Source organism: Herbaspirillum huttiense, from assembly GCF_004367745.1.
Classification (GTDB): Bacteria; Pseudomonadota; Gammaproteobacteria; order Burkholderiales; family Burkholderiaceae_D; genus Herbaspirillum; species Herbaspirillum huttiense.
The window spans coordinates 1626688-1651241 of sequence record NZ_CP037993.1; the positions used below are offsets into that span (position 1 = coordinate 1626688).

Genomic DNA, 24554 nt, shown 5'->3' on the forward strand with positions numbered 1-24554 from the left:
CCTTGTAGATGATCAAAAAATTCAGTGGCTGCCCGCGGCGGCGGCTGTTCCCGACCTTGCGCGATGGGCGGCGATGGCAGCGTGCAGATGCTGGATGCGCAGCGACGCCGGCGGGTGCGAATCGTAGAAGGCCGAGTGCAGCGGATCGGGGGTGAGGGTGGAGGCATTGTCCTCGTACAGCTTGACCAGTGCCGATACCAGATCCTGGGCATCGGTGTGCTGTGCGGCGAAGGCATCGGCCTCGAACTCGTGCTTGCGCGAGGAGAGCGAAGACAGCGGCGAGAACAGGAAAGTGAAGATCGGCAGCACCAGCATGAACAGGATCAGGGCCATGGTATCGTTGCTGCCCAAGAGCAGCGGCTCCACGCCCAGGCCGGTATAGAACCAGGCCTGGCCCTTCAGATAGCCCAGCAGCGCCAGGAAGGCCAGCGACAGGCCGAACATGACGACCACGCGTTTGACGATGTGCTTGAGCTTGAAGTGGCCCAGTTCGTGGGCCAGCACGGCTTCGATCTCATGCGGGGCCAGGCGCGCCAGCAGGGTGTCGAAGAAGACGATGCGCTTGCCCGAGCCGAAGCCCGAGAAGTAGGCATTGCCATGCGCGCTGCGCTTGGAACCGTCCATCACGAACAAGCCCTTGGAGGCGAATCCGACGCGCTGCATCAATCCCTCGATGCGGCTGCGCAGGCTGTCATCTTCCAGCGCGGTGAATTTGTTGAAGAGCGGCGCGATGAAGCTGGGATAGATCACCAGCATGAGCAGCTGGAAGGCGCACAGCACGATCCAGGTATAGAACCACCAGAGCGCGCCGGCCTTTTCCATCAGCACCAGCACCACCCACAGAAGCGGCAGGCCGATCACGGCACCCAGCAGGGTTTGCTTGATCATGTCGCTGAAGAACAATCCACGCGTCATCTTGTTGAAGCCGAAACCGGCTTCCAGTTTGAACTGGCGGTAGTAGTCAAAGGGCAAATCCACCGCGCCCGAAATAAGACCAAATCCCGCCACCAGCGCGATCTGGTACACCATGCCCGGTTCGCCGGTCCAGCCCAGCAGCAGGCTGGAGAGCCATTGCAGCCCGCCCAGCAGGGTGAAGCCGATCAGCACAGCAGCATTGACGATCAGCGTCACCAGGCCGAACTTGGTGCGCGCCACCGTATAGTCGGCCGCCTTCTGGTGGGCCGACAGCGGGATTTTTTCCGCGAACTCGGGCGGCACGGCCGCGCGGTGGGCGATCACATGGCGAAGTTGGCGCGAGGCCAGCCAGAAACGCACGCCCAAGCTGATGGCCAGGAATACGACGAACAAAACTGAAAACGAAAGTGAAGACATGCTTTCCCTGTGCGAAAATGGCGGAAGTTCGAGGCCCAGGCCCGCGTCCTGCCCCAGCCGGCAACGGTGGCAGGCCTGTTGGCCGTGCCGTCCGGTGCGATCCGGGCGAGCGAACCCAGCAATGAACCCTGCAGTAGATGGGGCCAGGCCCCATCCCGTCAATAAGGAAGAATTATGTCACAAGCCCCCGCCGCGCCTGTCCGGCCCAATGAAATGAACCTGGTCTGGGTCGATATGGAAATGACCGGCCTGGATCCGGACAAGGATCGCATCATCGAAGTGGCCGTGGTGGTTACCGATGCAGAACTGAACGTGCTGGGCGAAGGCCCGGTGCTGGCCATCCACCAGTCCGACGAGCTGCTGGACGGCATGGACGCCTGGAACAAGGGCACCCACGGCCGTTCCGGCCTGATCGACCGCGTCAAGGCGTCCACCGTCACCGAAGCCGACGCCGAACAACAGATCATCGCCTTCCTGAAGCAATACGTCCCGGCCGGAAAGTCGCCCATGTGCGGCAATTCGATCTGCCAGGACCGCCGTTTCATGGTGCGCGGCATGCCCAAGCTGGAAGAATTCTTCCACTATCGCAACCTCGATGTGTCGACCCTGAAGGAACTCTGCAAGCGCTGGAAGCCCGAAATCGCCACCGGTTTCAAGAAGCGCCAGATGCACACGGCCCTGGCCGACATCCTGGAGTCGATCGAAGAACTGAAGTACTACCGCGAACACTTCATCAAGGAGTGAGGCCGTAGCATCCGGCCCAGGCAGAGTGGTTGGCAGCAACGCCATCCTGTATGAAACAAAAAGGCGCGCCCGGCATCCGGCGCGCCTTTTTCATGGTGCCGGGTGAATCATTCTTCCGAATCTGCGCCGCAGCACTTCTTGTATTTCTTGCCACTGCCGCAGGGGCAGGCATCGTTGCGGCCGGTCTTGGGCGCATCGCGTTGCACCTGCTCGACCGCCGACTTGCGCTTGGGCGCCCAGTAGCGGTGGATGTGCGGAATGGCCGATTCGATCTCGATGGCCAGCTTGTGGGTCTTGAGCGGGTCGTCGATGAGCCTGGTTTCTTCCTCTTCCAGCTCTTCCGAGCCCAGAAGGTAGATGGGACGCATCAGCGGGGCCAGGTTGGAGTGGAAGATTTCGTCCCACTGCGCCGCGCGCAACTGGATGCCTTCCCAGAACCCCCAGGCCCAGGCTTCCGCATCCAGCAGCGGTTTGCCTTCGTGCTCGCGCTCGCAGAACAGAGGTTCATATTCCTTGGGGGCGACTTCGAAGGTGATGGCGATTTCGTTCATGGTGCGCGCGATCAGGCTGGTGATGCGCTCGGCTTCCTTGCCGTTCTTGAACTTGGGGGTATCTTCCGGACGGCTGCCCCAGACGCGCGGCAGCCATTCGGCCATCAGCACTTCCTGCGGACCGATGGCCAAGGCCGTCAGGTAGCCGTGCAGGGTGTCCATGGTCATCACATCGTCGGCGCAGCGATCGGAGAGGAGAAAATCGTCGAGTTCGTCGAATTCGGCGTCGGAAAGGGGCTGGTCGAGATGCATGATGGTTCCAATGACTGATGCTAAAGGCAGGAGTGTAAAGGCATTGGGCCGGGGGCGCGAGTGTTGCGGCCCGGATCGTGCAATCTGATGGGGCGGGCAGGCTGGTGGACAGTACAATAGGCGGATGAATTCCCCCGCCCAATCTGCTGACCTCCCCGACGCCACTTCCTTCGCCACGCTCTCGCCCGATACGGTACTCGATGCCCTCGACGGGCTGGGCCTCTACGGAGACGGCCGCCTGCTGGCCCTGAACAGCTACGAAAACCGCGTCTACCAGGTCGGCATGGAAGACGGCCCGCCGCTGGTGGCCAAGTTTTATCGTCCCTTGCGCTGGAGTGATGAGCAGATCCTCGAAGAACACGCTTTTTCGCAGGAATTGGCCGACGAAGAAGTGCCGGTGGTGCCCGCCATGCGTCTCGACAATGGTGTCACCCTGCATCGCCACGCCGGTTTCCGCTTTGCCGTGTTCCGCCGCCACGGTGGCCGTGCACCTGAGCTGGACGATGCCGATACCCTGGAGCGTCTGGGCCGCTTCATCGGCCGCATCCATGCGGTCGGCCTGCGCAGCCCCTTCCAGTCCCGCCCGGCTCTGGACCTCGCCAGCTTCGGCGAAGAACCGCGCGACTGGCTGCTGGCGCATGATTTCATCCCGATGGATGTAGCCACCGCCTGGCGCACCACGGTCGAGCAGGCTCTTGAGGGCGTGCGGCGTTGCTACGAGCGGGCAGGGGAGATTCGCACCCTGCGCCTGCATGGCGATTGCCATGTCGGCAACGTCCTGTGGACCGATGCCGGCCCGCACTTCGTCGATTTCGACGACAGCCGCAGCGGCCCGGCCGTGCAGGACCTGTGGATGCTGCTCTCGGGCGAACGGCGCGAGATGGTCGGCCAGCTGGCCGACCTGTTGGCAGGATATGAAAGTTTCTGCGAATTCGAGCCACGCGAGCTGTATCTCATCGAAGCCCTGCGCACCCTGCGCCTGATCCATTATTCCGCCTGGCTGGCGCGGCGCTGGGATGACCCGGCGTTCCCGGTGGCCTTCCCCTGGTTCAATACCCAACGTTACTGGCAGGACCGCATCCTGGAACTGCGCGAACAGATCGCGCTGATGGATGAACCGCCCCTGTGGCCGGTGTAAATCCGGCGAAATGAACGAAAACAACACCATCATGACGCAAACACTTGTCCGCTGCGGCTGGGTCAACCTGGCCAATCCCCGCTATGTGCAGTATCACGACCATGAATGGGGCGTGCCCTGCCACGATGAAACACGTCTGTTCGAGATGCTGAACCTGGAAGGTGCCCAGGCCGGACTGTCCTGGGAAACCGTGCTCAACAAGCGTGACAGCTACCGCGAGGCCTTCGACGACTGGGATGCCGAGAAGATCGCCCGTTATGACGAGCGCAAGGTGGCGCAATTGCTGAAGAATCCCGGCATCGTGCGCAACCGTCTGAAGGTGGCCGCCACCATCGGCAATGCGCGTGCCTACCTGCAACTGCGCGAGGAAGTCGGCGGGCTCGATGCCTATCTGTGGGGCAAGGTCGATGGCCAGCCCATCGTCAACCGCTGGGCTTCACTGGCCGATTGCCCGGCCAAGACGCCGCTGTCGGATGCGATTTCCAAGGAGCTGGCCAAGCGCGGCTTCAAGTTTGTCGGTTCCACCATCATCTACGCCTATCTGCAAGGCGTGGGCGTGATCAACGATCACGTGGTGGATTGCCATTGTCACGGCCGTTGAGGCCGGGCGTGCTCTGCACCAAAAGGCCAGCCGATGGGCGGCGGCAGGGCACCGGTTTGGTTTACACTCGCAGCCTGCGATGCAGCATCAGCTTGCACTGCATGGATTCACGAGGCCGGCTGGCGCACTGCCAGGCCGGTGAAGTTTGGGAGTAGCATGATTTTCGTCAAATGGTTTGGCTGGTCGGTCCTCTGGCTGCTGCCGCTGCTGCTGCGCACGGTAGCGCGCGCGCTCGGCCGCAAGTCCATCTTCGGCGGGCGCGGTGCCATTCGCCTGTGGTGCGGCAGCCTGCTGCTGCTGGCCGCCAGCAGCGCGGTCGAGTCGCTGGTGCGTTCACAACTGGTTGCGGGCGATGATGGCCCGGGCGGAGCGCTGTTCGGCGCGGCCCTGATGGATGCGCTGGGCGGCAAGATCAGCCGTGGCATTGCCGCAGTCCTGATGCTGGGTTTGCTGGCGCTGGGCCTGAAATGGCTGCTGGGTGCCATGTTTGGCCGAGGCGCACCGGCTGGCCGCGATGAGCACCCCGAGCTGGACCTGGGGCCGCCGCGCCGTGGCAGCGCCGAAAGTGAACGATTGCGCATGAGCAGCCTCCACGGCAGCGCCGGACCCGCCCGCAGCAGTTTCCCCGCCAGTACCGAACGCCGTGCCCCGATGCCGCGCACGCCTGCTCCCGCTTCCGCATCGGCCAAGCGCATGCCGCCGGCCTCGCCCTTCGCCCCGCGTCCCCGGCCGGCACGCCTGACGCCGGCCCCGGCACTGGAGCGTCCGGCCGGGAACGCACCGCGTGACGACTGGAAAGTGCCACTGTCGGCCCTCACCGGCGGCAGCCGCAACAGCCAGGCAACGCCTGCCGGCAGCGCGCAGGGCGGCAAGTGGCCTTCCATCAATCCGCGCCAGACGGACCCGGCGGCCAAACCGCGTCCGGAATCCGAATGGGCCGCCTTCGAAAGCCTGCGTCCGACCGAAGCCATGCTGGCCCGTGCCGCTGCCAGCCGTGCCATCTCGGCGGCCAGCGCGGCGGCCGATGCCAGTCTGTCTCGCGCGGCCACGCCGTCGCCGCCGATCCGTCCGATTCCGCCATCGATTGCACGCGACAATCCGGCACCGGCCGAGCCTACCCGCAGCATCCGCATCAGCAGCGTGGGCCGTGCTCCTGAGCCGGGCAGTGTGCCCGGTAAACCGGCCGAGCGTGCCGACGTGGTGCCGACGCGCCTGATGCGCTCCTTGCAGCAGACCAGCGGCGAGCAGGAAACGCCGCCGGCTGCGCCGCTGGCACCTCAGGTACCGCCTATCGTGCCGCTGAGTCCGCAGGGACAGCCCTTGCCGGAATCCTTGGGGCCGGTGCCCTCTCCCGTCCCCACGCCGCCACCGGTCGTCGCCCCTCCCATGCCGCCCTTCATGGCACCGATGGCGGCCCCCGAGCCTGCACCGCCGCTGCCCGAGCCGCAACCGGAACCGATCGACCTCGGCACCTTCAATGCCCCCTGGTTCGACATGCTGCCCGACCCCGCGCCCGAAGCGCCGCCGGCCCAGCCCGCTGCGGCCTTCAGCGTGCGCATGCCCGAAGCGGCGCCCGCCTACGTGCAGCCGGTGGCCATGGCGCCCGAGGGCTACGTCGATGAGCCGCGCGTGGACATCCCGCTGCCGTCATTGGACCTGCTCGATGAAGTCCCCGAATCCCGCATCGAGGTCGACCCCGAGCAACTGCAGGAAACCGGCCGCCTGATCGAACAGCGCCTGCGCGAATTCAAGGTGCCGGTCACGGTGCTGGGGGCCGAGGCCGGTCCGGTGATTACCCGTTTCGAAGTGGAGCCGGCACAAGGCGTGCGTGGCGCACAGGTAGTGAACCTGGTGAAGGATCTTTCACGTGCCCTGGGCCTGACCTCGATTCGCGTGGTCGAGACCATTCCCGGCAAGACCTGCATGGGCCTGGAGCTGCCCAATGCGCGCCGGCAGATGATCAAGCTCTCCGAGATCGTGCATTCGCAGGCTTATCGCAAATCCGCTTCGCATCTCACCATTGCCATGGGCAAGGACATCACCGGCACACCCGTGGTGACCGACCTGGCGCGCGCGCCGCACATGCTGGTGGCCGGTACCACCGGGTCGGGCAAGTCGGTGGCCATCAATGCCATGATCCTCTCGCTGCTCTACAAGGCTACGCCCGAGGAAGTGCGCCTCATCATGATCGACCCCAAGATGCTGGAGCTGTCGATCTACGAAGGTATCCCGCACCTGCTGGCGCCGGTGGTGACCGACATGCGCGAAGCGGCCCATGCGCTGAACTGGGCGGTGGAAGAGATGGAGCGCCGCTACAAGAAGATGTCCAAGCTGGGCGTGCGCAACCTGGCCGGCTACAACCAGAAGCTCGACGATGCCGCCGCCCGTGGCGAGAAGATTCCCAATCCCTTCAGCCTCACGCCCGACGCGCCCGAGCCGCTGGAAAAGCTGCCCACCATCGTGATCGTCATCGACGAACTGGCCGACCTCATGATGGTGGTCGGCAAGAAGGTGGAAGAGTTGATCGCCCGCCTGGCCCAGAAGGCGCGCGCAGCCGGCATCCACCTGATCCTGGCCACGCAGCGGCCGTCGGTGGACGTGATCACCGGCCTCATCAAGGCCAACATCCCGACCCGCGTGGCCTTCCAGGTGTCGTCCAAGATCGACTCGCGCACCGTGCTGGACCAGATGGGGGCCGAATCGCTGCTGGGCCATGGCGACATGCTGTTCCTGCCGCCGGGCTCGGGCTATCCGCAGCGGGTGCATGGCGCCTTCGTCTCGGATGAAGAAGTGCACCGCGTGGTGGAATACCTGAAGTCCTTTGGCGAACCGCGCTACATCGAGGAAATCCTGGCTCCGCCGATTTCCGAGGACACGACCCAGGCCGACATGTTCGCCGGCAGCGAGGGCGGCGATGCCGAAGCCGACCCGCTCTACGACGAAGCGGTGGCCTTCGTGCTCAAGACGCGCCGCGCTTCCATCTCTTCGGTGCAGCGGCAATTGCGCATCGGCTACAACCGCGCCGCGCGGCTGGTGGAGCAGATGGAAACGGCGGGCGTGCTCTCGGCCATGTCGCGCAACGGCAGCCGAGATATCCTGGTGCCGCCCTCGGGTGGCGGCGGCGAAGAATAAGAAGCACAGCCCAAAAGAAAATCGGCGGACCCTTGCAGGTCCGCCGATTTTTTTCATCACACAGCGCAATCATTGCGGCAGGTCATGCGACCTGCCCGGGATCAGACATCCAGCTGCGTCACCAGCTTGGTGTTGATGTAGGCCTCGATGGCCTCGGTACCGCCTTCGGAACCGTAGCCGCTGTCCTTGATGCCGCCGAAAGGCAGTTCCGGCAGCGCCAGGCCCAGGTGGTTGATGGTCAGCATGCCGCTTTCCACGCGCGCGGCCAGGGCGTGCTTGGTCTTGGCCGACTTGGCGAAGGCATAGGCGGCCAGGCCGAAGGGCAGGCGGTTGGCTTCGGTGATCACTTCATCCAGGGTCTCGAAGGAATTGATGATGGCCAGCGGACCGAAGGGCTCCTCGTTCATCACGCGGGCCTCCAGCGGCACATTGGTCAGCACGGTCGGCTGGAAGAAGTAGCCCTTGTCGCCGATGCGCTTGCCACCGGTGCGCAGTTGCGCGCCTTGCGAGACGGCATCATCGATCAGCGCTTCCAGCGCCGGGATGCGGCGCTTGTTGGCGACCGGGCCCATGCCCACGCCGGCTTCCAGGCCATTGCCTACCTTCAGCTGTTCGGCATAGGTGACGAACTTGTCGACGAAGGCGTTGAAGACACCCTTCTGCACCAGGAAGCGGGTCGGCGAGACGCACACCTGGCCGGCATTGCGGAACTTGGAGGTGGCCAGGGTCTTGGCGGCCAGTTCCACGTCCACATCGTCGAACACCATGGCCGGTGCGTGGCCGCCCAGTTCCATGGTGGCGCGCTTCATGTGCTGGCCGGCCAGAGCTGCCAGCTGCTTGCCCACCGGGGTGGAGCCGGTGAAGGAAATCTTCTTGATCACCGGATGCGGGATCAGGTATTCCGAGATCTCGGCCGGCACGCCATAGACCAGGTTGATGACACCGGCCGGCACGCCTGCGTCTGCGTAGGCACGGATCAGTTCGGCCGGGGAGGCCGGGGTTTCTTCCGGGGCCTTGACGATGATGGAGCAGCCTGCAGCCAGGGCCGCCGAGAGCTTGCGCACCACCTGGTTGATCGGGAAGTTCCACGGGGTGAAGGCGGCCACCGGACCGACCGGCTCCTTGATCACCATCTGGTAGGCACCCGGCACGCGGGCCGGCACCAGGCGGCCGTAGGTGCGGCGGGCTTCCTCGGCGAACCAGTCGATGGTGTCGGCGGCGCCCAGCGTTTCCATCTTGGCTTCGCCCAGCGGCTTGCCTTGTTCCAGGGTCATCAGGCGCGCCACTTCGTCCACGCGCTCGCGCAGCAGGTCAGCGGCACGGCGCATGATCTTGGAACGCTCGAAGGCGGACATGTTGCGCCAGGTCTCGAAGCCCTTTTTGGCGGCTTCCAGGGCGCGATCCAGGTCGCTGCGGTCGGCGTGGGCGATCTTGCCGATCACTTCCTCGGTAGCCGGGTTGACGACATCGATGGTGCGGCCGGAGGCGCTGGCGGTCCATTCGCCGTTGATGAAAAGCTGTACGTCCTTATACATGGGCAATCCTCGTTCGTCAGGTTGGGGAAGGGCCGGCGCTGCCCGGTTCGGCCCAATGGGCTACCCGCAGGGCAGGCGCGATGGCCTGGGGAGAATGCAGACAGACCGGCTTGCGCCGCTCTGGTTCACACGCAATGCGAAGCCAGTGAAGCTTGTCGCGAAGACCACCTTTATACCACGCGCTTCATTTTCACGTCGGCCACCAGAGCGCCGACAGCGGCTTCCTACAAGGCTGGACGGGCGGCTCGGAAGCAGGAACAATCGTTCATACGCACCGGTCACACTGCCACAACAATATGCCCAGCCGAGGACTTCATGAGCAGCTCTTCCGACCCGTTTCGTCCCGCCCGCACCCCGCCAGCCGCTGCCCGTCCTCAATCCGGGGAGGAGGCAGGCGGTCCTTCCCCGGGCGGCCTGGTCGCCGCTGCCCTGTTGAGCGCCGGCGCAGGTCTGTGGCTGGGAAGAAAGCGCCGCCAGAAGCGCGTGACTGCGTCGCCGACAGCGCCCCGGATGGTGGCCTCCCGCGCAGAGGAGGAGAGCAGCAAGGCACACACCGGCCATGCCACGACGGCTCATCACGATGCACTGCCGCAAGGACTGGAACGGGCCTTGCGGCTGGTGACGCTGGCCATGCCGCTGATTGCCGCCTGGCGCAAGGGATCGGCCCGTGCCAAGGCGGCCGCCGCCAAGGCCAAGACCGATACAGCGCTGCCGCCGGATGCCCCGGCCCGGATCGACATCGTCAAGGCCAAGCTGGAACCGGCCCCCTCGGACTATCTGGACCCGGCGGCCGAGGTCAAGATGATCAAGGGCGGCACGCGCGCCCAGCAGGCCTGGCAGATGACGGTGGCCGCGGTCAATGCCTGGATCGATGACTTCGCCCCCAGCATGGGAGCCGCCATCGCCTACTACACCATCTTCTCGATTGCTCCCATGCTGGTGATCGCCATCGCGGTGGCCGGCATGCTGTTCGGTCACGATGCCGCGCAGGGCGAGATCGTCAACCAGATCCGCGACATCGTCGGTACTGAAGGCGCGTTTGCCATCCAGGGTTTGCTGAAGTCGGTGAGCCAGCCGCGCGAGGGCATGATCGCCGCCGGCATTTCGGTAGTCACGCTGGTCATTGGCGCCACAGCGGTGTTTTCGGAATTGCAGAGTGCGCTCGACCGCATCTGGCGCATCCCCGTCGCCAAGCGCAAGAGTGGCCTGTGGCAACTGGCGCGCACGCGGCTGCTGTCCTTCGGCCTGATCATCGGTCTGGGCTTCCTGCTGATCATCTCGCTGGTGGTCAGTGCGGCGCTGGCGGCGCTGGGACGCTGGTGGGGCGGCTGGTTCGAAGGCTGGCAACTGCTGCTGCAGATGCTCAACTTCGTGCTGTCCTTCGTGGTGTTCTCCACGCTCTTCTCGATGATCTACAAGTTCATGCCGCGCGTGACACTGTCCTGGCATGACGTGTGGATCGGTGCCGTGGCCACCACCGTGCTCTTCATCATCGGCAAGTATCTGATCGGTCTGTATCTGGGCAGCACCGGCATGACCTCCGGCTTCGGGGCGGCCGGCTCGTTTGCACTGCTGCTGCTGTGGATCTATTACTCGGCCCAGATCTTCCTGCTCGGTGCCGAGTTCACGTGGATCTACGCCAACAACTTCGGCTCACGCGCGAAACGCCAGCGGCTGGTCAATACGGTGGAAGACCATCACGTGAGCATCGAGCAGGCGCAACAGGTGGTGCGCGCGGGTGACAATCCCCGCTAAGCCGGCAGGATGGCCGCGCACTCTTCGGCGGCCCACAGCCGCAGCGTATCGCCGAAGCCGCCGCGCGCCTTGCTCTGCTTGCGGGTGCTGGTGACCACCCGCACCCGCGCACTCCAGGCGATCTGCGCATCGGTGGCCTGCAAGGCCTGCACCAGTCCCACATCCTCATGACAGGCCAGCGGCGGAAAGCCGCCCGCACGCAGATAGGCCTGGGCGCAGACACCCAGATTGGCACCGTGGATATGGCGATGGCCATCCTCATCGTGATAGTCGCGCGCGAAGCGTTGCTGCACCTCCGGCGGATGATCGCCCCAGTGGTCGGGCGTGACCGTACCGCAGACCGCGTCCGCCTTCAGCGCAAGTTGTGCCGCCAGCCAATCGGGGGCGACCCGCGTATCGGCATCGGTAAAGGCCAGCCAGCGTGCGCCTGCAGCGATCAGTGCGCGCGCACCGTGATGCCGCGCCAGGCCGACATTGCGCACCTGCAGCGGCAGCACCGTCACCGGATGGCGGCGCGCGATTGTCTCGGAGCCGTCGCTGCAACTGTCGAGTACCACTGCAATGCGCACCGCCTCTCCCTGCAACTGAGGATGTGCAGCCGCCTTGCGCACCGCCTGCAGGCAGGCGTGCAGGCTGGCTTCTTCGTCGTGCGCGGGGATGACGATGCCGATCATGCTAGGTTCTCCGGGAAGTGGTGGGTGCAGTGCGGGTCAGATCCTGCGCCAGAGGTCGATGAGGATGTCTTCATCCTCGTAGCAGGCCTGGCGCTTCAGTCGCGCGTGCGCATCGATGAGCTGGTGCATGGGCCGCGTGGCCAGCAGGCGGTCATCGAAATCCTTCTTCCAGTGGCAAGCCAGCAGGTGTCCGCCCGGAGACAGGCTGGCTGCGGCCAGTGCCGCCATCTCGGCCATGTTGGGCGCATCGAAGTAGTAGCAAAGTTCGGAAAACACGATCAGGTCTACCGCCGGCATGTCATGTTCGGCCGCGGGCCATTGTTCGGGCAGCGACTGCCGCCGCACCTGTACATGCGACAGGTGCGCCGTCTTCTCGCGCGTGATGCGTACCGCTTCCGCGCTGAAATCGGAGGCCATCAGCCACTGGCAACGTGCGGCCAGTTGCAGCGTCAGTTCGCCGCTGCCACAGCCGGGCTCGAAGATGGCACTGCATTGCTGGCGCGGCAGGATGGCCTCGACCAGGGCACGCTTGCGTTGTTCGTACCAGCTGTCCCGCGTCTTCCACGGATCGTCGCTGGCGGCATAGAGCTGATCGAAATGGCGCGTGGCCGGAAGCTGTGCTGCCCTCATAGGAAGAACACCTCGTAAGGCCGCACGAAATGCGCCAGCACACCGGCCGGCAGCACCGGATCGCGTTCGCCGTCACTGCCGATCTGGCTGTGATAGCAGCGCAGGGCGCGTCGCTTCATCATGCCGGTGCCGGTATCGAAGGCCAGCTTGTGGGCGCGGCCCCAGGGGAATTCTCCGCCCAGCGGCTGTGCCCAGTGCCAGCCCCAGATCGGCACTTCCACCAGCTTGCAACCCAGTTCGTGTTCCAGCTCGGCGGCCACTTCGCCCACGGTCTCGTGGTCGGGATGGCCGTCCAGCCGCCACGGCGCGAAGACGATGTCGGTATGGCGCAATTGCGCGATCAGCCAGGCCTTCAGTTCCAGCCTATGCTGGCGGATCTGGCCGTCGGGAATGCGCGCGCGCAGGATCTGCGCCTGACCCGCACCCAGGCATTCCAGCGCGGCCATGCTCTCGGCGGGACGCAGCAGCGGCAGGCGTGCTGCCAGCGGCGACGAGGGCGGGTGACTGCGTTCGCCATCGCTCACGGCGACTACGGCGATCTCGCGCATCATCCCGGCCAGTTGGGCGATCAGCCCGCCGCATCCGAGCGTTTCGTCGTCGGGATGCGGTGCCAGGATCACCGCACGTGATCGCGCGGGCACCAGCTGGCTCAGTTCCAGTTCCGGCAGGGCATGCAGGCGCTGGCAGGATTGCCACACATCCTCGGCGGTGCCGTGGACGATGTCGATATGGCGCGCAGGAGCGGCCGTCCTGGCCGATGGGGGCGGCTTTACAGTAAGCATGGGGAGGACTCCTCTTCAAGACTGGCCTTGGCCAGCGCGGTCATGTCGCGTTCGGCGTGGCTCTGGCGCAGCCACACGGGCAGGTCGGCCAGCAGGCGCGCACTGTGCCGGCTGCCGCAATAGGGATGGGGACCGAGGGCAGCCCCCAGGTCCTCGATGATCTGCACGCAGGCACGCTCCACGGTCAGACGCGTGCGCAGGGCGTCCTGCATGGCATTGGCACGCGGATGGGCATCGATGCGTGCAGCGCTCTCGCGCAGGCAGGCCGCTGCTGCATGCCCGGCGCACAGTGCGCTGCCCAGCCGGGCCAGCGCATGGCTGTCTGCGCGCTGCGCCAGGCCTTGGCGCAGCACCGATACCAGCGCGGTAGCAGCGCCGTGCCAGCAGGCGGCAATGCCGATGCCACCCTGCCAAAAACCGGGACGGTCCAAATAGAAGCCCGGGCCGCCGATCACCTGCGCGGTGACCGTACGCAATTGCAGGCGCGCGGTGCGGGTGGCAGCCATGCCGATGGCAGCCCAGTCGTCCTCGATGATGCTGACGCCCGGCTGGCTCAGTTCAATGGCCAGCAGCCAATAGCGGTCTTGCTCGTCGCGATGGCCGAGCAGCGCATGCGTGACGGCGGCTGCGCCCGAGCACCAAGGTTTTTCGCCGTCCAGAATGACCTGATCACCTTGCTCACGCAGGTGCAGGCTGCCGGGCCGGCCTTGCGCGCACCACACGCCCCAGATCGAATGCGGTGGTACCGGGACGTGGGCTTCAGCCAGGATGGCGAGGGCATCGGTATGGGCTTCGAACAGCTTGGCCAGCGACAGATCCTGCGCGGCCACGGTCGCCAGCGCCTGCCAGCGCGCAAGCGTCTCGCCGTGGCCCGGCAGGGGCAGACGGTCCAATCCCGCTACCACCAGCTGGCGCAGCAGCCGCGCGGCCACGACGGGTAGCTGGGTGTGCGGGGACTGGTGCAAGGCCGGCGCAATGAATTCCTCCAGCGCTGCAGGCAGCGAGGGGCAGGGTGGGGCGTAGCGTCGGGTGGAGCTGCACATCATGATGAGGGGCACAGAGGCGCACGGGCTGTGCAATGGTGACGAGTATGAGTGCCTTCGCATCTGCAAGCTGTCGGTGCGCTACCGTGTTTGACGTAGGAATCCGGTAAGCGCTCGCATCCCGCCGAGCCCGTGCGCGCAAGCACTGACGCCCTCTGTAGGAATCCGATGCGCTGTAAAACCGTCACGCGCCTACAGCCAAATTGCGCGCTCACTTTCATCATGGCGATCCGGACGCAGAAGTCTTCCATGCGCCGCGCCAAAGGGCGATCACGTGACCATGCAGTGCGCCCCCCACGAATGCATCACGCTCGGAGAAGCGACATGAAAACCAAGGATATCCCCGAAGAAGCGACGTTCGACGAATACAACAATGCTGCCGGCGGCTGGGGCTCGGTCAAGGCGCTGGGTGCCATCCTGCAGCAGGAGCACGTCATCGCCACCGGCACGCGCATCCTCATGAAGCAGAACAAGCCGGACGGCTTTGCCTGCGTCAGCTGTTCCTGGGCCAAGCCGGCTGATCCGCATCTGTTTGAATTCTGCGAGAACGGTGCCAAGGCCACCGCCTGGGAAATTACCGGCAAGCGCGCCACCCCCGAATTCTTCGCCCAGCATACCGTCGCCGAGATGGAAAGCTGGAACGATCTCGAACTGGAATCCACCGGCCGCATCACCGAGCCCATGAAATACGATGCCGCCAGCGACCGCTACCTGCCGGTCTCGTGGAACGAAGCCTTCGATGACATCGCGGCGCAACTGCGTGCCATGGATCCGAAGAAGGTGGTGTTCTACGCGTCGGGCCGGGCCTCGCTGGAGACCTCGTACATGTATCAGCTGATCGCACGCATGTACGGCACCAATAACCTGCCCGACAGTTCCAACATGTGCCACGAGTCCACTTCCGTGGCACTGCCGCAGACCATCGGCGTGCCCGTGGGTACGGTCAGGCTGGACGATTTCGAGCAGACGGGGTGCATCCTCTTCTTCGGCCACAACACCGGCACCAATGCGCCGCGCATGCTGCATCAGCTGGAAGAGGCGCGCAAGCGCGGCGTACCGGTGATCACCTTCAATCCCTTGCGCGAGCGCGGACTGGAACGCTTCGTCAACCCGCAATCGCCCAAGGAGATGATCACCCCGGCGCACACCGATATCAGTTCGCAATATCTGCAGATCAGGATTGGCGGCGACACGGCGGCCGCCATCGGCATGGCCAAGCGCATCCTGGAACGTGACGAACGCGCCCGCACGCAAGGCTTGCCGCGCCTGCTGGACCAGGCCTTCATTGATGAGCACACCAGCGGCTTCGAGGAGTTCGCCGCCGCTGCGCGTGCCGCCGAGTGGGCCGAGATCGAACGCCACGCCGGCGTCTCGCGCGCAGAGCTGGAGCTGGCGGCCGATACCTATGCCGCTGCGGAAAGTGCCATGCTCATGTATGGCATGGGCATTACCCAGCATCGTGAAGCGGTGCGTGCCATCCACATGCTGACCAATCTGCTGCTCATGCGCGGCAATATCGGCAAGCCGGGCGCGGGCATCTGCCCCATCCGCGGCCATTCCAACGTGCAGGGCCAGCGCACCGTGGGCATCACCGAAAAACCGGAGATGGTGCCCAATGACAAGCTGCGCGCGCTCTATCATTTCGAGCCACCGATGGAAAAGGGCCTCAACACGGTGGAAGCCTGCGAAAAGATTCGTGATGGCGAACTGTCCGCCTTCTTCATGCTGGGCGGGAATTTCGTGCGGGCCATTCCCGATCATGGGGTGATGGAACCCGCCTGGCGCAAGCTGCCGCTGACGGTGCAGGTGGTGACGCACTTCAACCGTTCCTGCGTCATCCATGGCAAGACGTCCTACGTGTTGCCCTGCCTCGGCCGCATCGAGATCGACCAGCAACGCGGCGGCGAGCAGGTTGTGTCAGTGGAAGACAGCACCGGCTGCATGCATGGCTCGCGCGGCCGTGTCAAACCGGCCTCGCCGCATCTGCTGTCGGAACCGGCCATCCTGGCCGAACTGGCCAAGCGACTGCTGCCGGTCAATCCGCAGGTGGACTGGGATGCGTGGGTTGGCGACTACGCCCTGATTCGCGATGCCATCGAGGCCACCTATCCTGACATCTTCCGCGACTTCAATGCACGCATGTGGACGCCAGGCGGTTTCGCGCGCCCGCTGGCGGCGCGCGAACGGCAATGGAAGACTCCCAACGGCAAGGCCAATTTCAAGACCCCAGACGGCTTTGATCCTGATCCCGACATGCCTGGCGATGCCCCCGGCGTGTTGCGGCTCATGACCACGCGCGGTGACAGTCAATTCAATACGACCGTCTATTCGCTGGATGACCGCTTCCGTGGGGTGTGGGGCACGCGTCGCGTGCTGCTGATGAATCTGCGCGATTTGCAGCAGCAGGCATTGGGCGCAGGGGATTTCGTCACGGCCGAGACGTTGTCGGATGACGGCGTGCAGCGCCGCGTCGAGCATTTGCGCGTGGAGCCTTTCGATATTCCGGTGGGCTGCGTGATGGGTTATTTTCCTGAACTCAACCGGCTCATCCCGCTGTTCCACCATGCACGCGGCAGCAAGGTGCCGGCGGCGAAGTCGATTCCGATTCGCTTGATTCCGGAGATTGGGGAGCCGGTGTTGTCCTGACGATCAATAGTGGAGTTTTCGAGAACGAGCGAGTCAATTGGTGTCCTCGCTTGCCGCCGGGAAAAGTGGCTGGCAAGCTTGCGCCCTGACTCGGATTAATAAGTCCAAGTCTAATAATTTGAAAAAATACTGATGTTGGACTTATAATTTAAGCGCATGAACTCGATCAAGTGGCATCCCAGGGCGATCAAGCAGTTAATGAAGATCAACCGTTCCGACCAGATCAAGATCAAGGATGCAACCGCCAAGCTGGCACAAATGCCGCATTGCCTGCAAGTGAAATCGCTGACGAATCATCCGTGCCAATTTCGCCTTCGGGTTGGCCATTATCGAGTCTTCTTCAACTTTGATGGCACTGTCCGCATTGTCTATATCGAGGAAGTGAGCAAGCGCGATGACCGCACGTACTAACACTCAAATTATTCACGGCGCAGATGGAAGACCTGCCTTCGTCGTGATCCCTTACGCAGATTATGTCAGGGAGCATCCGCAAGAGGACGAGCCTTATGTTCCGCATGAGGTGGTGTCGATGATGGTTGACCACCAATGGACCGCCATCCGCAGCTGGCGCGAACATCTGAATCTGACCCAGCAAGAAGTCGCTGCCCGCATCGGTATCTCGCAGTCTGCCTATGCGCAGCAGGAAAGCAGCAAACGCTTGCGTCCAATGTCCCTCGAAAGAATTGCCGCGGCGCTTGGCCTGAGCGTCGAACAGCTCGATTTCTGACGCAACCTACCACAAGAAAAAAGGCCCCGCCAAAGCGGGGCCAAGAGGGAACTGAGGAAACCTCAGGGTTACAACACAAAAACACCTTGCGTACTGCTGTTCAGCTATTGGCTGATAAAAAATTTATATTGTTTATAAATTATCGTAAATCAGCCGTCGGAAATTTCTCCGGTCAATACTTCCACATGATTTTCTGCAATTCCTTGGGATCATTGGTACGGGTCAGGGCCAGCTCGGCCAGGATGCGCGCCTTCTGGGCATTCTGGTCATCGGTGACCACCCAGTCATACTTGTCATCAGGCTGCTCGCCGTTGCGGATCACCACGCCGCTGCCGGTACGCGAGGCGCGGATCACCTGCACACCCTTGCTGCGCACTTCCTGCAGCACCGGCACGATCTGCTCGGCCACGCTGCCGTTGCCGGTGCCATCATGGATGATGGCCTTGGCACCTGCCGCCACGAAGGCGTCATACGCCGTGCGGCTGACGTTGCCATAGTTGTAGACGATGTCCACACGCGGCAGGCTGCTGATCTTGTCGATGTCGAACTCGGTCTGCGTGGTGTGCGGACGCGCCGGCAGGCGATAGAAGCTCAGCTTGTTCTCCACCACATAGCCCAGCGGACCGTAGGGCGAGCGGAAGGTCTCGACCTTGAAGGTATTGCTCTTGGTGACGTCGCGGCCGGAATGGATCTCGTCGTTCATCACCACCAGCGTGCCCTTGCCAGCGGCTTCCTTGCTGCCGGCCACCAGCACCGCGTCATACAGGTTCAGCGCACCATCCGCGCCCAGCGCGGTGCCGGGACGCATGGAGCCGACCACCACCACCGGCTTCTCGCTCTTCAATACCAGGTTCAGGAAATAGGCTGTCTCTTCGATGGTGTCGGTGCCGTGGGTGATGACGATGCCGTCCACATCACTCTGCTTCAGCAGTTCCGAAACGCGCTTGCCCAGCTTGATCAGGCGCTCGTCATTGAAACTCTCGCTGCCGATCTGGAAGATCTGTTCGCCGCGCACGTTGGCGATCTTGGAAATTTCGGGGACGGCGGCGATGATCTTGTCGACCGGAACCACGGCCGATTGATAGGCGGCCGTATTGACGCTGGATGCGCCCGCGCCGGCGATGGTGCCGCCGGTGCCGATGACGACCACGTTGGGCTTCTTGTCCTGGGCGTGCGCCGCAAAGGCGCAGGCCAGCGAGAGGATCATGACCGAACCGATTTTTTTGAAGTGTGCCTGCTGCATTGTTATAAGTCTCCTGGTTGACACGGTGAGGCCGCGGGCGATCGCCCAATTTTTCTAAGTCTCTGTGCGGCGGATCGCGCGGATGAATTCGCGCACGGGGCGTCGAACGTTGGCGATCATACGAAAGCGCCGCGCCGCTGTCTCATGCTTTTAAAACATGAACGAATGCACGGCATGCATGAGCCCGCCCAACACCCATGCGGCTTGCAGGACAGCACATGGAAAATGCGAACGAAAAAAAAGACCGCTCGCGCGGCCCCTGGTACAGGAACGCCCGGCGGTCCGTCAGAAGAATTCCACCGTATCGTTGGTCGTGATGCCCGAACGCAGCACGCCGGAATTCACCAGTTCCTGGTAGTAGCAGATGCGGTTGCGGCCGCTCTTCTTGGCGTGATACAGCGCCTGGTCGGCATGGCCCAGGATCACCACCGGCGTTTCGCGCGCGATGTTGACGAAGCCCAGGCTCACCGTGACCTTGCCGACCTGCGGGAAATCATATTCCTGCACGTTCTGGCGGAAGCGGTCGAAGATCTTGCGCGCATCGGTGAGGGTGGTCGAGCGCAGCAGGATCACGAATTCCTCGCCGCCGAAACGGAAGATGCGGTCATGCGCCCGGAACGAAGCGCGCAGGATGTTGGCCACCAGGATCAGCACTTCATCGCCATACAGGTGGCCGTAGCGGTCATTGACCTGCTTGAAGTGATCGATGTCGACCACCCCCAGCCAGTGGCCCTTGGGTTCGTCATTGCTGTCGTGCCGGCGTTCGTCGCGGTCCACGGAATGGGCTTCGTGCGGCGCGATGGCGAAGGCGTAGCGGGTGAATTGCTCGTCGAAGGTCTTGCGGTTGAACAGGCCGGTAAGCGCGTCGCGTTCGCTGTAATCCAGCAGGCTCTGGTAATTGCAATAGACGTGGAAGATGCCGCGGATCACATCCAGCATGGTCGCTGCAAAGGGCTGCTGGCTGCGGATCTCCAGGCAGGAATTCATCTTCCCATGCAGCCAGACCGGCAGCCACAGTACGTGTTCGCCCTCGGGCGTGGTTTCGTCGAACTCGTTGAGATGATTGCGGATACAGGCCAGCATGGCCGGATAGGCCGACAGCGGTTCCTTGGGATCGTCGCTGGTCAGTTCGGCGATGGTGTGGACCGTGCCATCGCGGATGACCATCTTTTCCTGCACGAAGTATTCATCGCGCAGCGTGAAGATGTCGAGCATGCGGATGGTCTCGACCTCAGTGAGCTGATACAGCGCGGAGATGACGGAGATGGCCAGGCGGGAGTGCTCCCGGTGGGCCGTGATTTCTACCAGATGCTTGAGCAGCGGTTTTTTCATCTCGTCGTCGATGTCCTGCATGAGCCCATTGTTCTATGTATGGTCGGTACTCGGCTGTGCTTGCCCGGCGTCTTCGACTGCGGGCTGGCTGACATGCCATCAAGCAGTGCCCGGCCATTGGCAGGAGCGTAGTCAGGAGCAAGGCATGTCGCAGCGGAATGAAGACGATCCCGGTGCAAGATTCACGCCATCAAGCTAGCACGGAAGCACAAGGATTTTACAGGCGGCAAGCATGGGAATGAAGCAGTTTCTGCATGTCACTGCAGAAAATTTGCGCTTTGATTGCCGCATGGAAACTTTAGATCTCGCGTGACTTTCACTTACGTGGGGCTTGGTGAGTATTGCGTGCGTTCTTGCCAGCCAATCCCGCAGTATCAGGCTGAAGCCCAGGCGTATGGCGGAATTGCGGCGATGCGTCATTTTCAGGGAGGCACGTCGTCAGCTTCTCAGCTGCCGAAAATCGATGAGCGGTTTTTGGGGTTTACTTACAAAAAATCGCCGGGCAACAGCCGGCGATATTTGTTTATATCATTTGTAATAGTGTTCCGGATTTCCGATTGCAGGAGCCCGGTTTGCTGCTTCAGGCATAAATGATCAGCAGCGCCACTGCGATGATCAGAGCGAACTTGGTGATCTTGTAGACGGTCTTGTTCCAGTTCTTGAAGCGGCGGCGATACTGCCCGGCCAGCCAGACGAAGCGGAACAGCTTGTTGACGCGTCCGGTCTGGTCGCCGGTCTCATTGGGCGAGGCAGCGGCGGTCATCATGGTGCGGCCGAGGAAGCCATTGATGGCTTCTGCCCAACGATAGCGCAGCGGACGCTCGACATCGCAGAAGAGGATGATACGGTTCGTCTCGGAGCCGTTCTGTGCCCAGTGGATGAAGGTCTCATCGAACACCACGCTCTGACCATCGCGCCAGCTGTAACGCTGGCCGTCGACTTCGATGAAGCAGCGGTCGTCGTTGGGCGTGACCAGGCCCAGGTGGTAGCGCAGCGAACCGGCGAAGGGATCGCGGTGCGGATTGAGCGTGCCGCCCGGAGCCAGTTCGGCAAACATGGCGGCCTTCACCGACGGGATGCGCTTGAGGATTTCCACGGTCTTGGGGCAGAACTTCTCGGCCGAGGGATGGCTGGCGTTGTACCACTTCAAATAGAAACGCTTCCAGCCTGCCTTGAAGAAGGAGTTGAAGCCGGCATCGTCATTCTTTTCCGCCGCCTTGATCTTGGCCATTTCACGCAGGGCCACGGCTTCGTCGCGGATCACTTCCCAGTTCTGGTCGATGAGGGCGAGGTCATCGAACTGCTTCACGGCCGGGTAGGGCACCGCCGGTACGCGCGAAAAGGCGTACATGAACAGGTTGATCGGCGACATGATCGAGGAGTGATCGAAGAACTGCCGCAGGAAGGGCAGGCGCACGCGTCCACGGAAATGGATGAACAGGATGGAAAACAGATAGATGAAGACAATTGCCCACTTCATTGCAGGGTCCTTTGATGTTGCCGGCCTTTTCATATCAAATGAAGGAAAAGGCTGAGACGGATATCCGTCTATATGGGGTCAGGGCCGGGAAGATCAACGACAGCGCTCCGCCAATGGCGGAACGGCTGACAGCAAACCAGGCTGGAAGACGCCGTGATGCTGCAAGATGCGCGATGATGAGCTGAAATCCCGGTGGCTGCGCACGCCCGGCAGGATGCCGGCAACGCAGAGCAAGCGAGGATTCTACACCAAGGGCTCGTCAGAGTTTGTAAGGGCGCTGATTGCCCTATGTGAAGATTCCTGCAACAAACGCATGCGCTGACCCAGATCAAGCGGGCAAAAAAAAGGACCGGGCAATCCGGTCCTTTCCAGGGGGTGAACGAAAACGCTCAAGCGGCCTGGGTCACCACCTGGCGCGCACGGTTCCAGCGCGGCAGGCCGGTGAAGGCGAAATCGATTTCCGGCACGTGGCCGGAGACGATCTCGGCGATCGCGCGGCCGGAGCCGCAGCCCATGGTCCAGCCCAGCGTGCCGTGGCCGGTGTTGAGGTACAGGTTGGCGAACTTGGTCTTGCCCACGTAGGGGACGTTGGACGGGGTCAGCGGGCGCAGGCCGGTCCAGTAGGTCGGGTTCTCGTAGTCGCAGCCATCCGGGAACAGTTCACGGGTGCGGCGGGTGATGGCTTCGCAGCGGGTGGTGTTCAGTTCACGGGTGTAGCCGTTCAGTTCGCAGGTACCGGCCACGCGCAGGCGGTCACCCAGGCGCGAGACCACCAGCTTGTAGCCGTCGTCGGTGAGCGAGACGGTGGGGGCGGCGTCCGGATTGGTGATCTGGTAGGTGGCCGAATAGCCCTTGCCTGGGTAGAGCAGCAGGTCGATGCCCAGCGGCTTGACCAACTGCTGCGAGAAGCTGCCCATGGCGACCACGAAGGTATCGGCCTTCAGGACTTCATGGCGGCCGTCCGGGTTGATGACTTCCACGCCGGTCACGCGGGCGGCGGCACCAGCGCCTTCGGTGATCAGGCGGGTGATGCTGGTGGAATAGCGGAATTCGACGCCGGCTTCTTCGCTCTTCTTGGCCAGGCCGGTGGTGAGCTTGAAGACGTCGCCCGATTCATCGGTGGCGGTGAAGTCGCCGCCGACGATCTTGTTGCGGATCGAAGCCAGTGCCGGTTCGATGCGCACCACTTCATCGGCACCGATGGATTCGCGCGGGCAGCCCAGGTCGCGCATGAGCTTGGCGGCGGGCAGCGAGTCCTGGAATTCCTTTTCTTCGGTGTAGAAGTGCAGGATGCCGCGGGTCAGGTGGTCGTACTGGATGCCGGTGTCAGCGCGCACGGCTTGCAGGGTCTGGCGGCTGTATTCGCACAGGGCGACAATGTTGCGGATGTTCTCGTCGGTGCGGGCGGCGGTGCATTCACGCAGGAAGGCCACGGCCCACTTCCACTGCAGCCATTCGGGACGGAAGCGATAGAGCAGCGGGGCGTCTTCCTTGCCCAGCCATTTGAGGACCTTCATCGGGGCGGCCGGATTGGCCCAGGGTTCCGCGTGCGAGACCGAGATCTGGCAGCCGTTGGCGAAGCTGGTTTCCTGCGCCGCGCCGGGCTGGCGGTCGATGACAGTGACGTCGTAGCCCTGCTTTTTCAGGAACCAGGCGGAAGCGGTTCCGATAATGCCTGCGCCCAATACGATCACTTTCATCTCACTCTCCCGGTTTTGCATGAACTTGCTGTGGTTGTTCGGACGTTCGCATTTGCGAAATCAAATGCGAACAATGCAAGCATTGTAAGAAAAGCGTGATTGCCGATGTGATCAATACTGGCTGGAATTTTTATGAATAAAAAGGCTGTTGCAATATTTTTATTCAAAAGAAAAAGAAAAATCCAGCAAGATTTACATTTTTGAAGATGTGAAGCGCGCCATCTCTTCCGCCACGGCGCGCTCGACCGTTTCGGTGAGGGCATCGCGCAGGCCTTCCCTGACGCGCTGCATCACGATATCGGAAAGATGGTCCAGCGCCAGCGCCATCTGGTCCTGCAGGTGTTGGTGCAGCACGGTATCGACGCGTTCCAGCAGGCTTTGCAGGACGTTTTCGCGGATTTCCTGTTCCCACTGGCGGTATTGTTCGGCGGCCGGGGTCACCGGGGGCAGGGGTGCCATCACCGGGGCCGCCGCTGCGGGCGCCTGGTAATGGGTATTCGCGGGCTGGGTGTGGAAGGCGCCCGGCTGCATGGGGGCGGCGTAATCCGGAGCGGGGGACGCGGCCGGTGCGAGCGGAATGATCTCGGTGAGCAGGGGGATGCTGTTGTCGTCGTGGTTCATGGCGTGAGCGGGCGGGGCGGGCTCAGGCGGCCACGTGGTGCGAGAGGGGATAGCCGCGTTCCTTGTAGAAACGGTAGCGGTCGCGGCCGGCGGCCTTGTCGGCGTCGTCGGCGGAAATGATTTCCAGGAGGCGTTCGAAGCGCGCGAAATGCGCGGGGGTGTCGCTGCCCAGGTTGATGAGGATCTGGTGGTGCGGCAGGTCGGCGCTGTCGTCGGCGGTCAGGATGATGGGCGTCTGCGCGGCCAGCGGGTCACCGGCCATCACGTGCGGCAGGAAATCCTGCTCGGACAAGCTCCAGAGCGCCTGGTCCAGCTGCTGCAATTCGGCACGGTTGGGGGTGCGCAGTACCAGGGTGGCGCCGGAAGCGCGCGCCTTGCGCACCAGACGGCACACGTAGGCGATCTTTTGCGGGACGTTGCTGTGAAAGTCGATTCGGGTCATCCCGTCAGTATAGTGGGTCGCGGTGCAGCAGGCTATCGGAGTGCCGAAGAAGGCCCCTGTCCGCCGGACTTTGGTAGTGGTTCCCGTCAGGTGAGTCGATCTTTTTCGAGAAATGGGGCTTGATTGCTTGAGGGTAATCTGCTTTGCCGCTTGTCAAATTTAGACTCCTTTCACTCCAAAATGTCAGCACTTCT

General features: G+C 63.1%; 21 protein-coding genes. 8 read left to right on the forward strand and 13 right to left on the reverse strand.

The window, feature by feature from the left end; genetic code table 11:
• Positions 1-21: 21 nt before the first annotated feature.
• Complete coding sequence (locus E2K99_RS07220; protein WP_134221800.1) at positions 22-1332, reverse strand: M48 family metallopeptidase; 1311 nt, start codon at positions 1330-1332, stop codon at positions 22-24.
• Between the two features lie 174 nt (positions 1333-1506).
• On the opposite strand from E2K99_RS07220, the gene orn reads away from it, so the two are divergent.
• On the forward strand, positions 1507-2076 hold the full coding sequence (gene orn, locus E2K99_RS07225; protein WP_008326970.1) for an oligoribonuclease: 570 nt from the start codon (positions 1507-1509) through the stop codon (positions 2074-2076).
• Positions 2077-2183: 107 nt separating this feature from the next.
• Here the strand turns inward: orn and E2K99_RS07230 are convergent, their stop codons facing one another.
• Entirely contained in the window at positions 2184-2879 is a 696-nt protein-coding gene (locus E2K99_RS07230) for a UPF0149 family protein (protein WP_134221801.1), read from the reverse strand.
• 124 nt (positions 2880-3003) lie between these two features.
• Between E2K99_RS07230 and E2K99_RS07235 the strand changes: the two genes are divergently transcribed.
• From E2K99_RS07235 to E2K99_RS07245, 3 genes are all read left to right on the forward strand, one after another.
• Positions 3004-4017, forward strand: a complete 1014-nt coding sequence (locus tag E2K99_RS07235; RefSeq protein WP_134221802.1) for a serine/threonine protein kinase — start codon at positions 3004-3006, stop codon at positions 4015-4017.
• A gap of 31 nt (positions 4018-4048) precedes the next feature.
• Positions 4049-4618, forward strand: a complete 570-nt coding sequence (locus E2K99_RS07240; RefSeq protein ID WP_034330504.1) for a DNA-3-methyladenine glycosylase I — start codon at positions 4049-4051, stop codon at positions 4616-4618.
• A 156-nt stretch (positions 4619-4774) separates the two neighbouring features.
• Positions 4775-7750: a DNA translocase FtsK gene (locus tag E2K99_RS07245; protein WP_134221803.1), complete on the forward strand. Its 2976-nt coding sequence runs from the start codon at positions 4775-4777 to the stop codon at positions 7748-7750.
• A 101-nt stretch (positions 7751-7851) separates the two neighbouring features.
• Here E2K99_RS07245 and E2K99_RS07250 read toward each other — a convergent pair whose 3' ends face one another.
• Complete coding sequence (locus E2K99_RS07250) at positions 7852-9285, reverse strand: NAD-dependent succinate-semialdehyde dehydrogenase (RefSeq protein ID WP_134221804.1); 1434 nt, start codon at positions 9283-9285, stop codon at positions 7852-7854.
• Positions 9286-9600: 315 nt separating this feature from the next.
• On the opposite strand from E2K99_RS07250, the gene E2K99_RS07255 reads away from it, so the two are divergent.
• Positions 9601-11040 carry a YihY/virulence factor BrkB family protein gene (locus tag E2K99_RS07255; RefSeq protein WP_240733869.1) on the forward strand — a complete coding sequence of 480 codons (1440 nt, stop codon included), beginning with the start codon at positions 9601-9603 and terminating at the stop codon, positions 11038-11040.
• Here E2K99_RS07255 and E2K99_RS07260 read toward each other — a convergent pair.
• From E2K99_RS07260 to E2K99_RS07275, 4 genes are read right to left on the reverse strand one after another with little or no spacing between them, the layout of a single operon-like run.
• Entirely contained in the window at positions 11037-11714 is a 678-nt protein-coding gene (locus tag E2K99_RS07260; protein WP_134221805.1) for a glycosyltransferase family 2 protein, read from the reverse strand. The two genes, E2K99_RS07255 and E2K99_RS07260, sit on opposite strands and share 4 nt — an antisense overlap.
• 36 nt (positions 11715-11750) lie before the next feature.
• Positions 11751-12344 carry an SAM-dependent methyltransferase gene (locus tag E2K99_RS07265; RefSeq protein WP_121038354.1) on the reverse strand — a complete coding sequence of 198 codons (594 nt, stop codon included), beginning with the start codon at positions 12342-12344 and terminating at the stop codon, positions 11751-11753.
• Entirely contained in the window at positions 12341-13126 is a 786-nt protein-coding gene (locus tag E2K99_RS07270) for a PIG-L deacetylase family protein (protein ID WP_134221806.1), read from the reverse strand. Before E2K99_RS07270 ends, E2K99_RS07265 begins: the two co-directional genes overlap by 4 nt.
• Positions 13114-14172, reverse strand: coding sequence for an acyl-CoA dehydrogenase family protein (locus E2K99_RS07275; protein ID WP_134221807.1), 1059 nt, complete (start codon positions 14170-14172; stop codon positions 13114-13116). Before E2K99_RS07275 ends, E2K99_RS07270 begins: the two co-directional genes overlap by 13 nt.
• Positions 14173-14493: 321 nt before the next feature.
• On the opposite strand from E2K99_RS07275, the gene E2K99_RS07280 reads away from it, so the two are divergent.
• From E2K99_RS07280 to E2K99_RS07290, 3 genes are all read left to right on the forward strand, one after another.
• Positions 14494-16815 carry an FdhF/YdeP family oxidoreductase gene (locus E2K99_RS07280; protein WP_166675047.1) on the forward strand — a complete coding sequence of 774 codons (2322 nt, stop codon included), beginning with the start codon at positions 14494-14496 and terminating at the stop codon, positions 16813-16815.
• Positions 16816-16971: 156 nt separating this feature from the next.
• Positions 16972-17226: a type II toxin-antitoxin system RelE family toxin gene (locus E2K99_RS07285; protein WP_134221809.1), complete on the forward strand. Its 255-nt coding sequence runs from the start codon at positions 16972-16974 to the stop codon at positions 17224-17226.
• Complete coding sequence (locus E2K99_RS07290) at positions 17210-17542, forward strand: helix-turn-helix domain-containing protein (RefSeq protein WP_039785903.1); 333 nt, start codon at positions 17210-17212, stop codon at positions 17540-17542. Before E2K99_RS07285 ends, E2K99_RS07290 begins: the two co-directional genes overlap by 17 nt.
• Positions 17543-17714: 172 nt before the next feature.
• On the opposite strand, the gene E2K99_RS07295 is transcribed toward E2K99_RS07290, so the two are convergent.
• From E2K99_RS07295 to E2K99_RS07320, 6 genes are all read right to left on the reverse strand, one after another.
• Positions 17715-18785 (reverse strand): asparaginase, encoded by a 1071-nt coding sequence (locus E2K99_RS07295; protein WP_034337408.1) that lies wholly within the window; start codon positions 18783-18785, stop codon positions 17715-17717.
• A gap of 285 nt (positions 18786-19070) precedes the next feature.
• Complete coding sequence (locus E2K99_RS07300; protein WP_199725005.1) at positions 19071-20138, reverse strand: GGDEF domain-containing protein; 1068 nt, start codon at positions 20136-20138, stop codon at positions 19071-19073.
• Between the two features lie 559 nt (positions 20139-20697).
• Positions 20698-21597: a lipid A hydroxylase LpxO gene (lpxO, locus tag E2K99_RS07305; RefSeq protein WP_034337405.1), complete on the reverse strand. Its 900-nt coding sequence runs from the start codon at positions 21595-21597 to the stop codon at positions 20698-20700.
• Between the two features lie 389 nt (positions 21598-21986).
• Positions 21987-23297 carry a D-amino acid dehydrogenase gene (locus E2K99_RS07310; protein WP_034337402.1) on the reverse strand — a complete coding sequence of 437 codons (1311 nt, stop codon included), beginning with the start codon at positions 23295-23297 and terminating at the stop codon, positions 21987-21989.
• 192 nt (positions 23298-23489) lie between these two features.
• Positions 23490-23918 (reverse strand): hypothetical protein, encoded by a 429-nt coding sequence (locus E2K99_RS07315; protein ID WP_121038371.1) that lies wholly within the window; start codon positions 23916-23918, stop codon positions 23490-23492.
• Between the two features lie 22 nt (positions 23919-23940).
• Positions 23941-24360, reverse strand: a complete 420-nt coding sequence (locus E2K99_RS07320) for a DNA polymerase III subunit chi (protein ID WP_134221810.1) — start codon at positions 24358-24360, stop codon at positions 23941-23943.
• Positions 24361-24554: the final 194 nt, after the last annotated feature.

Bases quoted from the DNA above. Each gene is read 5' to 3' on its own strand.
- E2K99_RS07220 (WP_134221800.1), bottom strand. From the start codon at position 1,332: ATGTCTTCACTTTCGTTTTCAGTTTTGTTCGTCGTATTCCTGGCCATC.
- orn (WP_008326970.1), top strand. From the start codon at position 1,507: ATGTCACAAGCCCCCGCCGCGCCTGTCCGGCCCAATGAAATGAACCTG.
- E2K99_RS07230 (WP_134221801.1), bottom strand. From the start codon at position 2,879: ATGCATCTCGACCAGCCCCTTTCCGACGCCGAATTCGACGAACTCGAC.
- E2K99_RS07235 (WP_134221802.1), top strand. From the start codon at position 3,004: ATGAATTCCCCCGCCCAATCTGCTGACCTCCCCGACGCCACTTCCTTC.
- E2K99_RS07240 (WP_034330504.1), top strand. From the start codon at position 4,049: ATGACGCAAACACTTGTCCGCTGCGGCTGGGTCAACCTGGCCAATCCC.
- E2K99_RS07245 (WP_134221803.1), top strand. From the start codon at position 4,775: ATGATTTTCGTCAAATGGTTTGGCTGGTCGGTCCTCTGGCTGCTGCCG.
- E2K99_RS07250 (WP_134221804.1), bottom strand. From the start codon at position 9,285: ATGTATAAGGACGTACAGCTTTTCATCAACGGCGAATGGACCGCCAGC.
- E2K99_RS07255 (WP_240733869.1), top strand. From the start codon at position 9,601: ATGAGCAGCTCTTCCGACCCGTTTCGTCCCGCCCGCACCCCGCCAGCC.
- E2K99_RS07260 (WP_134221805.1), bottom strand. From the start codon at position 11,714: ATGATCGGCATCGTCATCCCCGCGCACGACGAAGAAGCCAGCCTGCAC.
- E2K99_RS07265 (WP_121038354.1), bottom strand. From the start codon at position 12,344: ATGAGGGCAGCACAGCTTCCGGCCACGCGCCATTTCGATCAGCTCTAT.
- E2K99_RS07270 (WP_134221806.1), bottom strand. From the start codon at position 13,126: ATGCTTACTGTAAAGCCGCCCCCATCGGCCAGGACGGCCGCTCCTGCG.
- E2K99_RS07275 (WP_134221807.1), bottom strand. From the start codon at position 14,172: ATGATGTGCAGCTCCACCCGACGCTACGCCCCACCCTGCCCCTCGCTG.
- E2K99_RS07280 (WP_166675047.1), top strand. From the start codon at position 14,494: ATGAAAACCAAGGATATCCCCGAAGAAGCGACGTTCGACGAATACAAC.
- E2K99_RS07285 (WP_134221809.1), top strand. From the start codon at position 16,972: ATGAACTCGATCAAGTGGCATCCCAGGGCGATCAAGCAGTTAATGAAG.
- E2K99_RS07290 (WP_039785903.1), top strand. From the start codon at position 17,210: ATGACCGCACGTACTAACACTCAAATTATTCACGGCGCAGATGGAAGA.
- E2K99_RS07295 (WP_034337408.1), bottom strand. From the start codon at position 18,785: ATGCAGCAGGCACACTTCAAAAAAATCGGTTCGGTCATGATCCTCTCG.
- E2K99_RS07300 (WP_199725005.1), bottom strand. From the start codon at position 20,138: ATGCAGGACATCGACGACGAGATGAAAAAACCGCTGCTCAAGCATCTG.
- lpxO (WP_034337405.1), bottom strand. From the start codon at position 21,597: ATGAAGTGGGCAATTGTCTTCATCTATCTGTTTTCCATCCTGTTCATC.
- E2K99_RS07310 (WP_034337402.1), bottom strand. From the start codon at position 23,297: ATGAAAGTGATCGTATTGGGCGCAGGCATTATCGGAACCGCTTCCGCC.
- E2K99_RS07315 (WP_121038371.1), bottom strand. From the start codon at position 23,918: ATGAACCACGACGACAACAGCATCCCCCTGCTCACCGAGATCATTCCG.
- E2K99_RS07320 (WP_134221810.1), bottom strand. From the start codon at position 24,360: ATGACCCGAATCGACTTTCACAGCAACGTCCCGCAAAAGATCGCCTAC.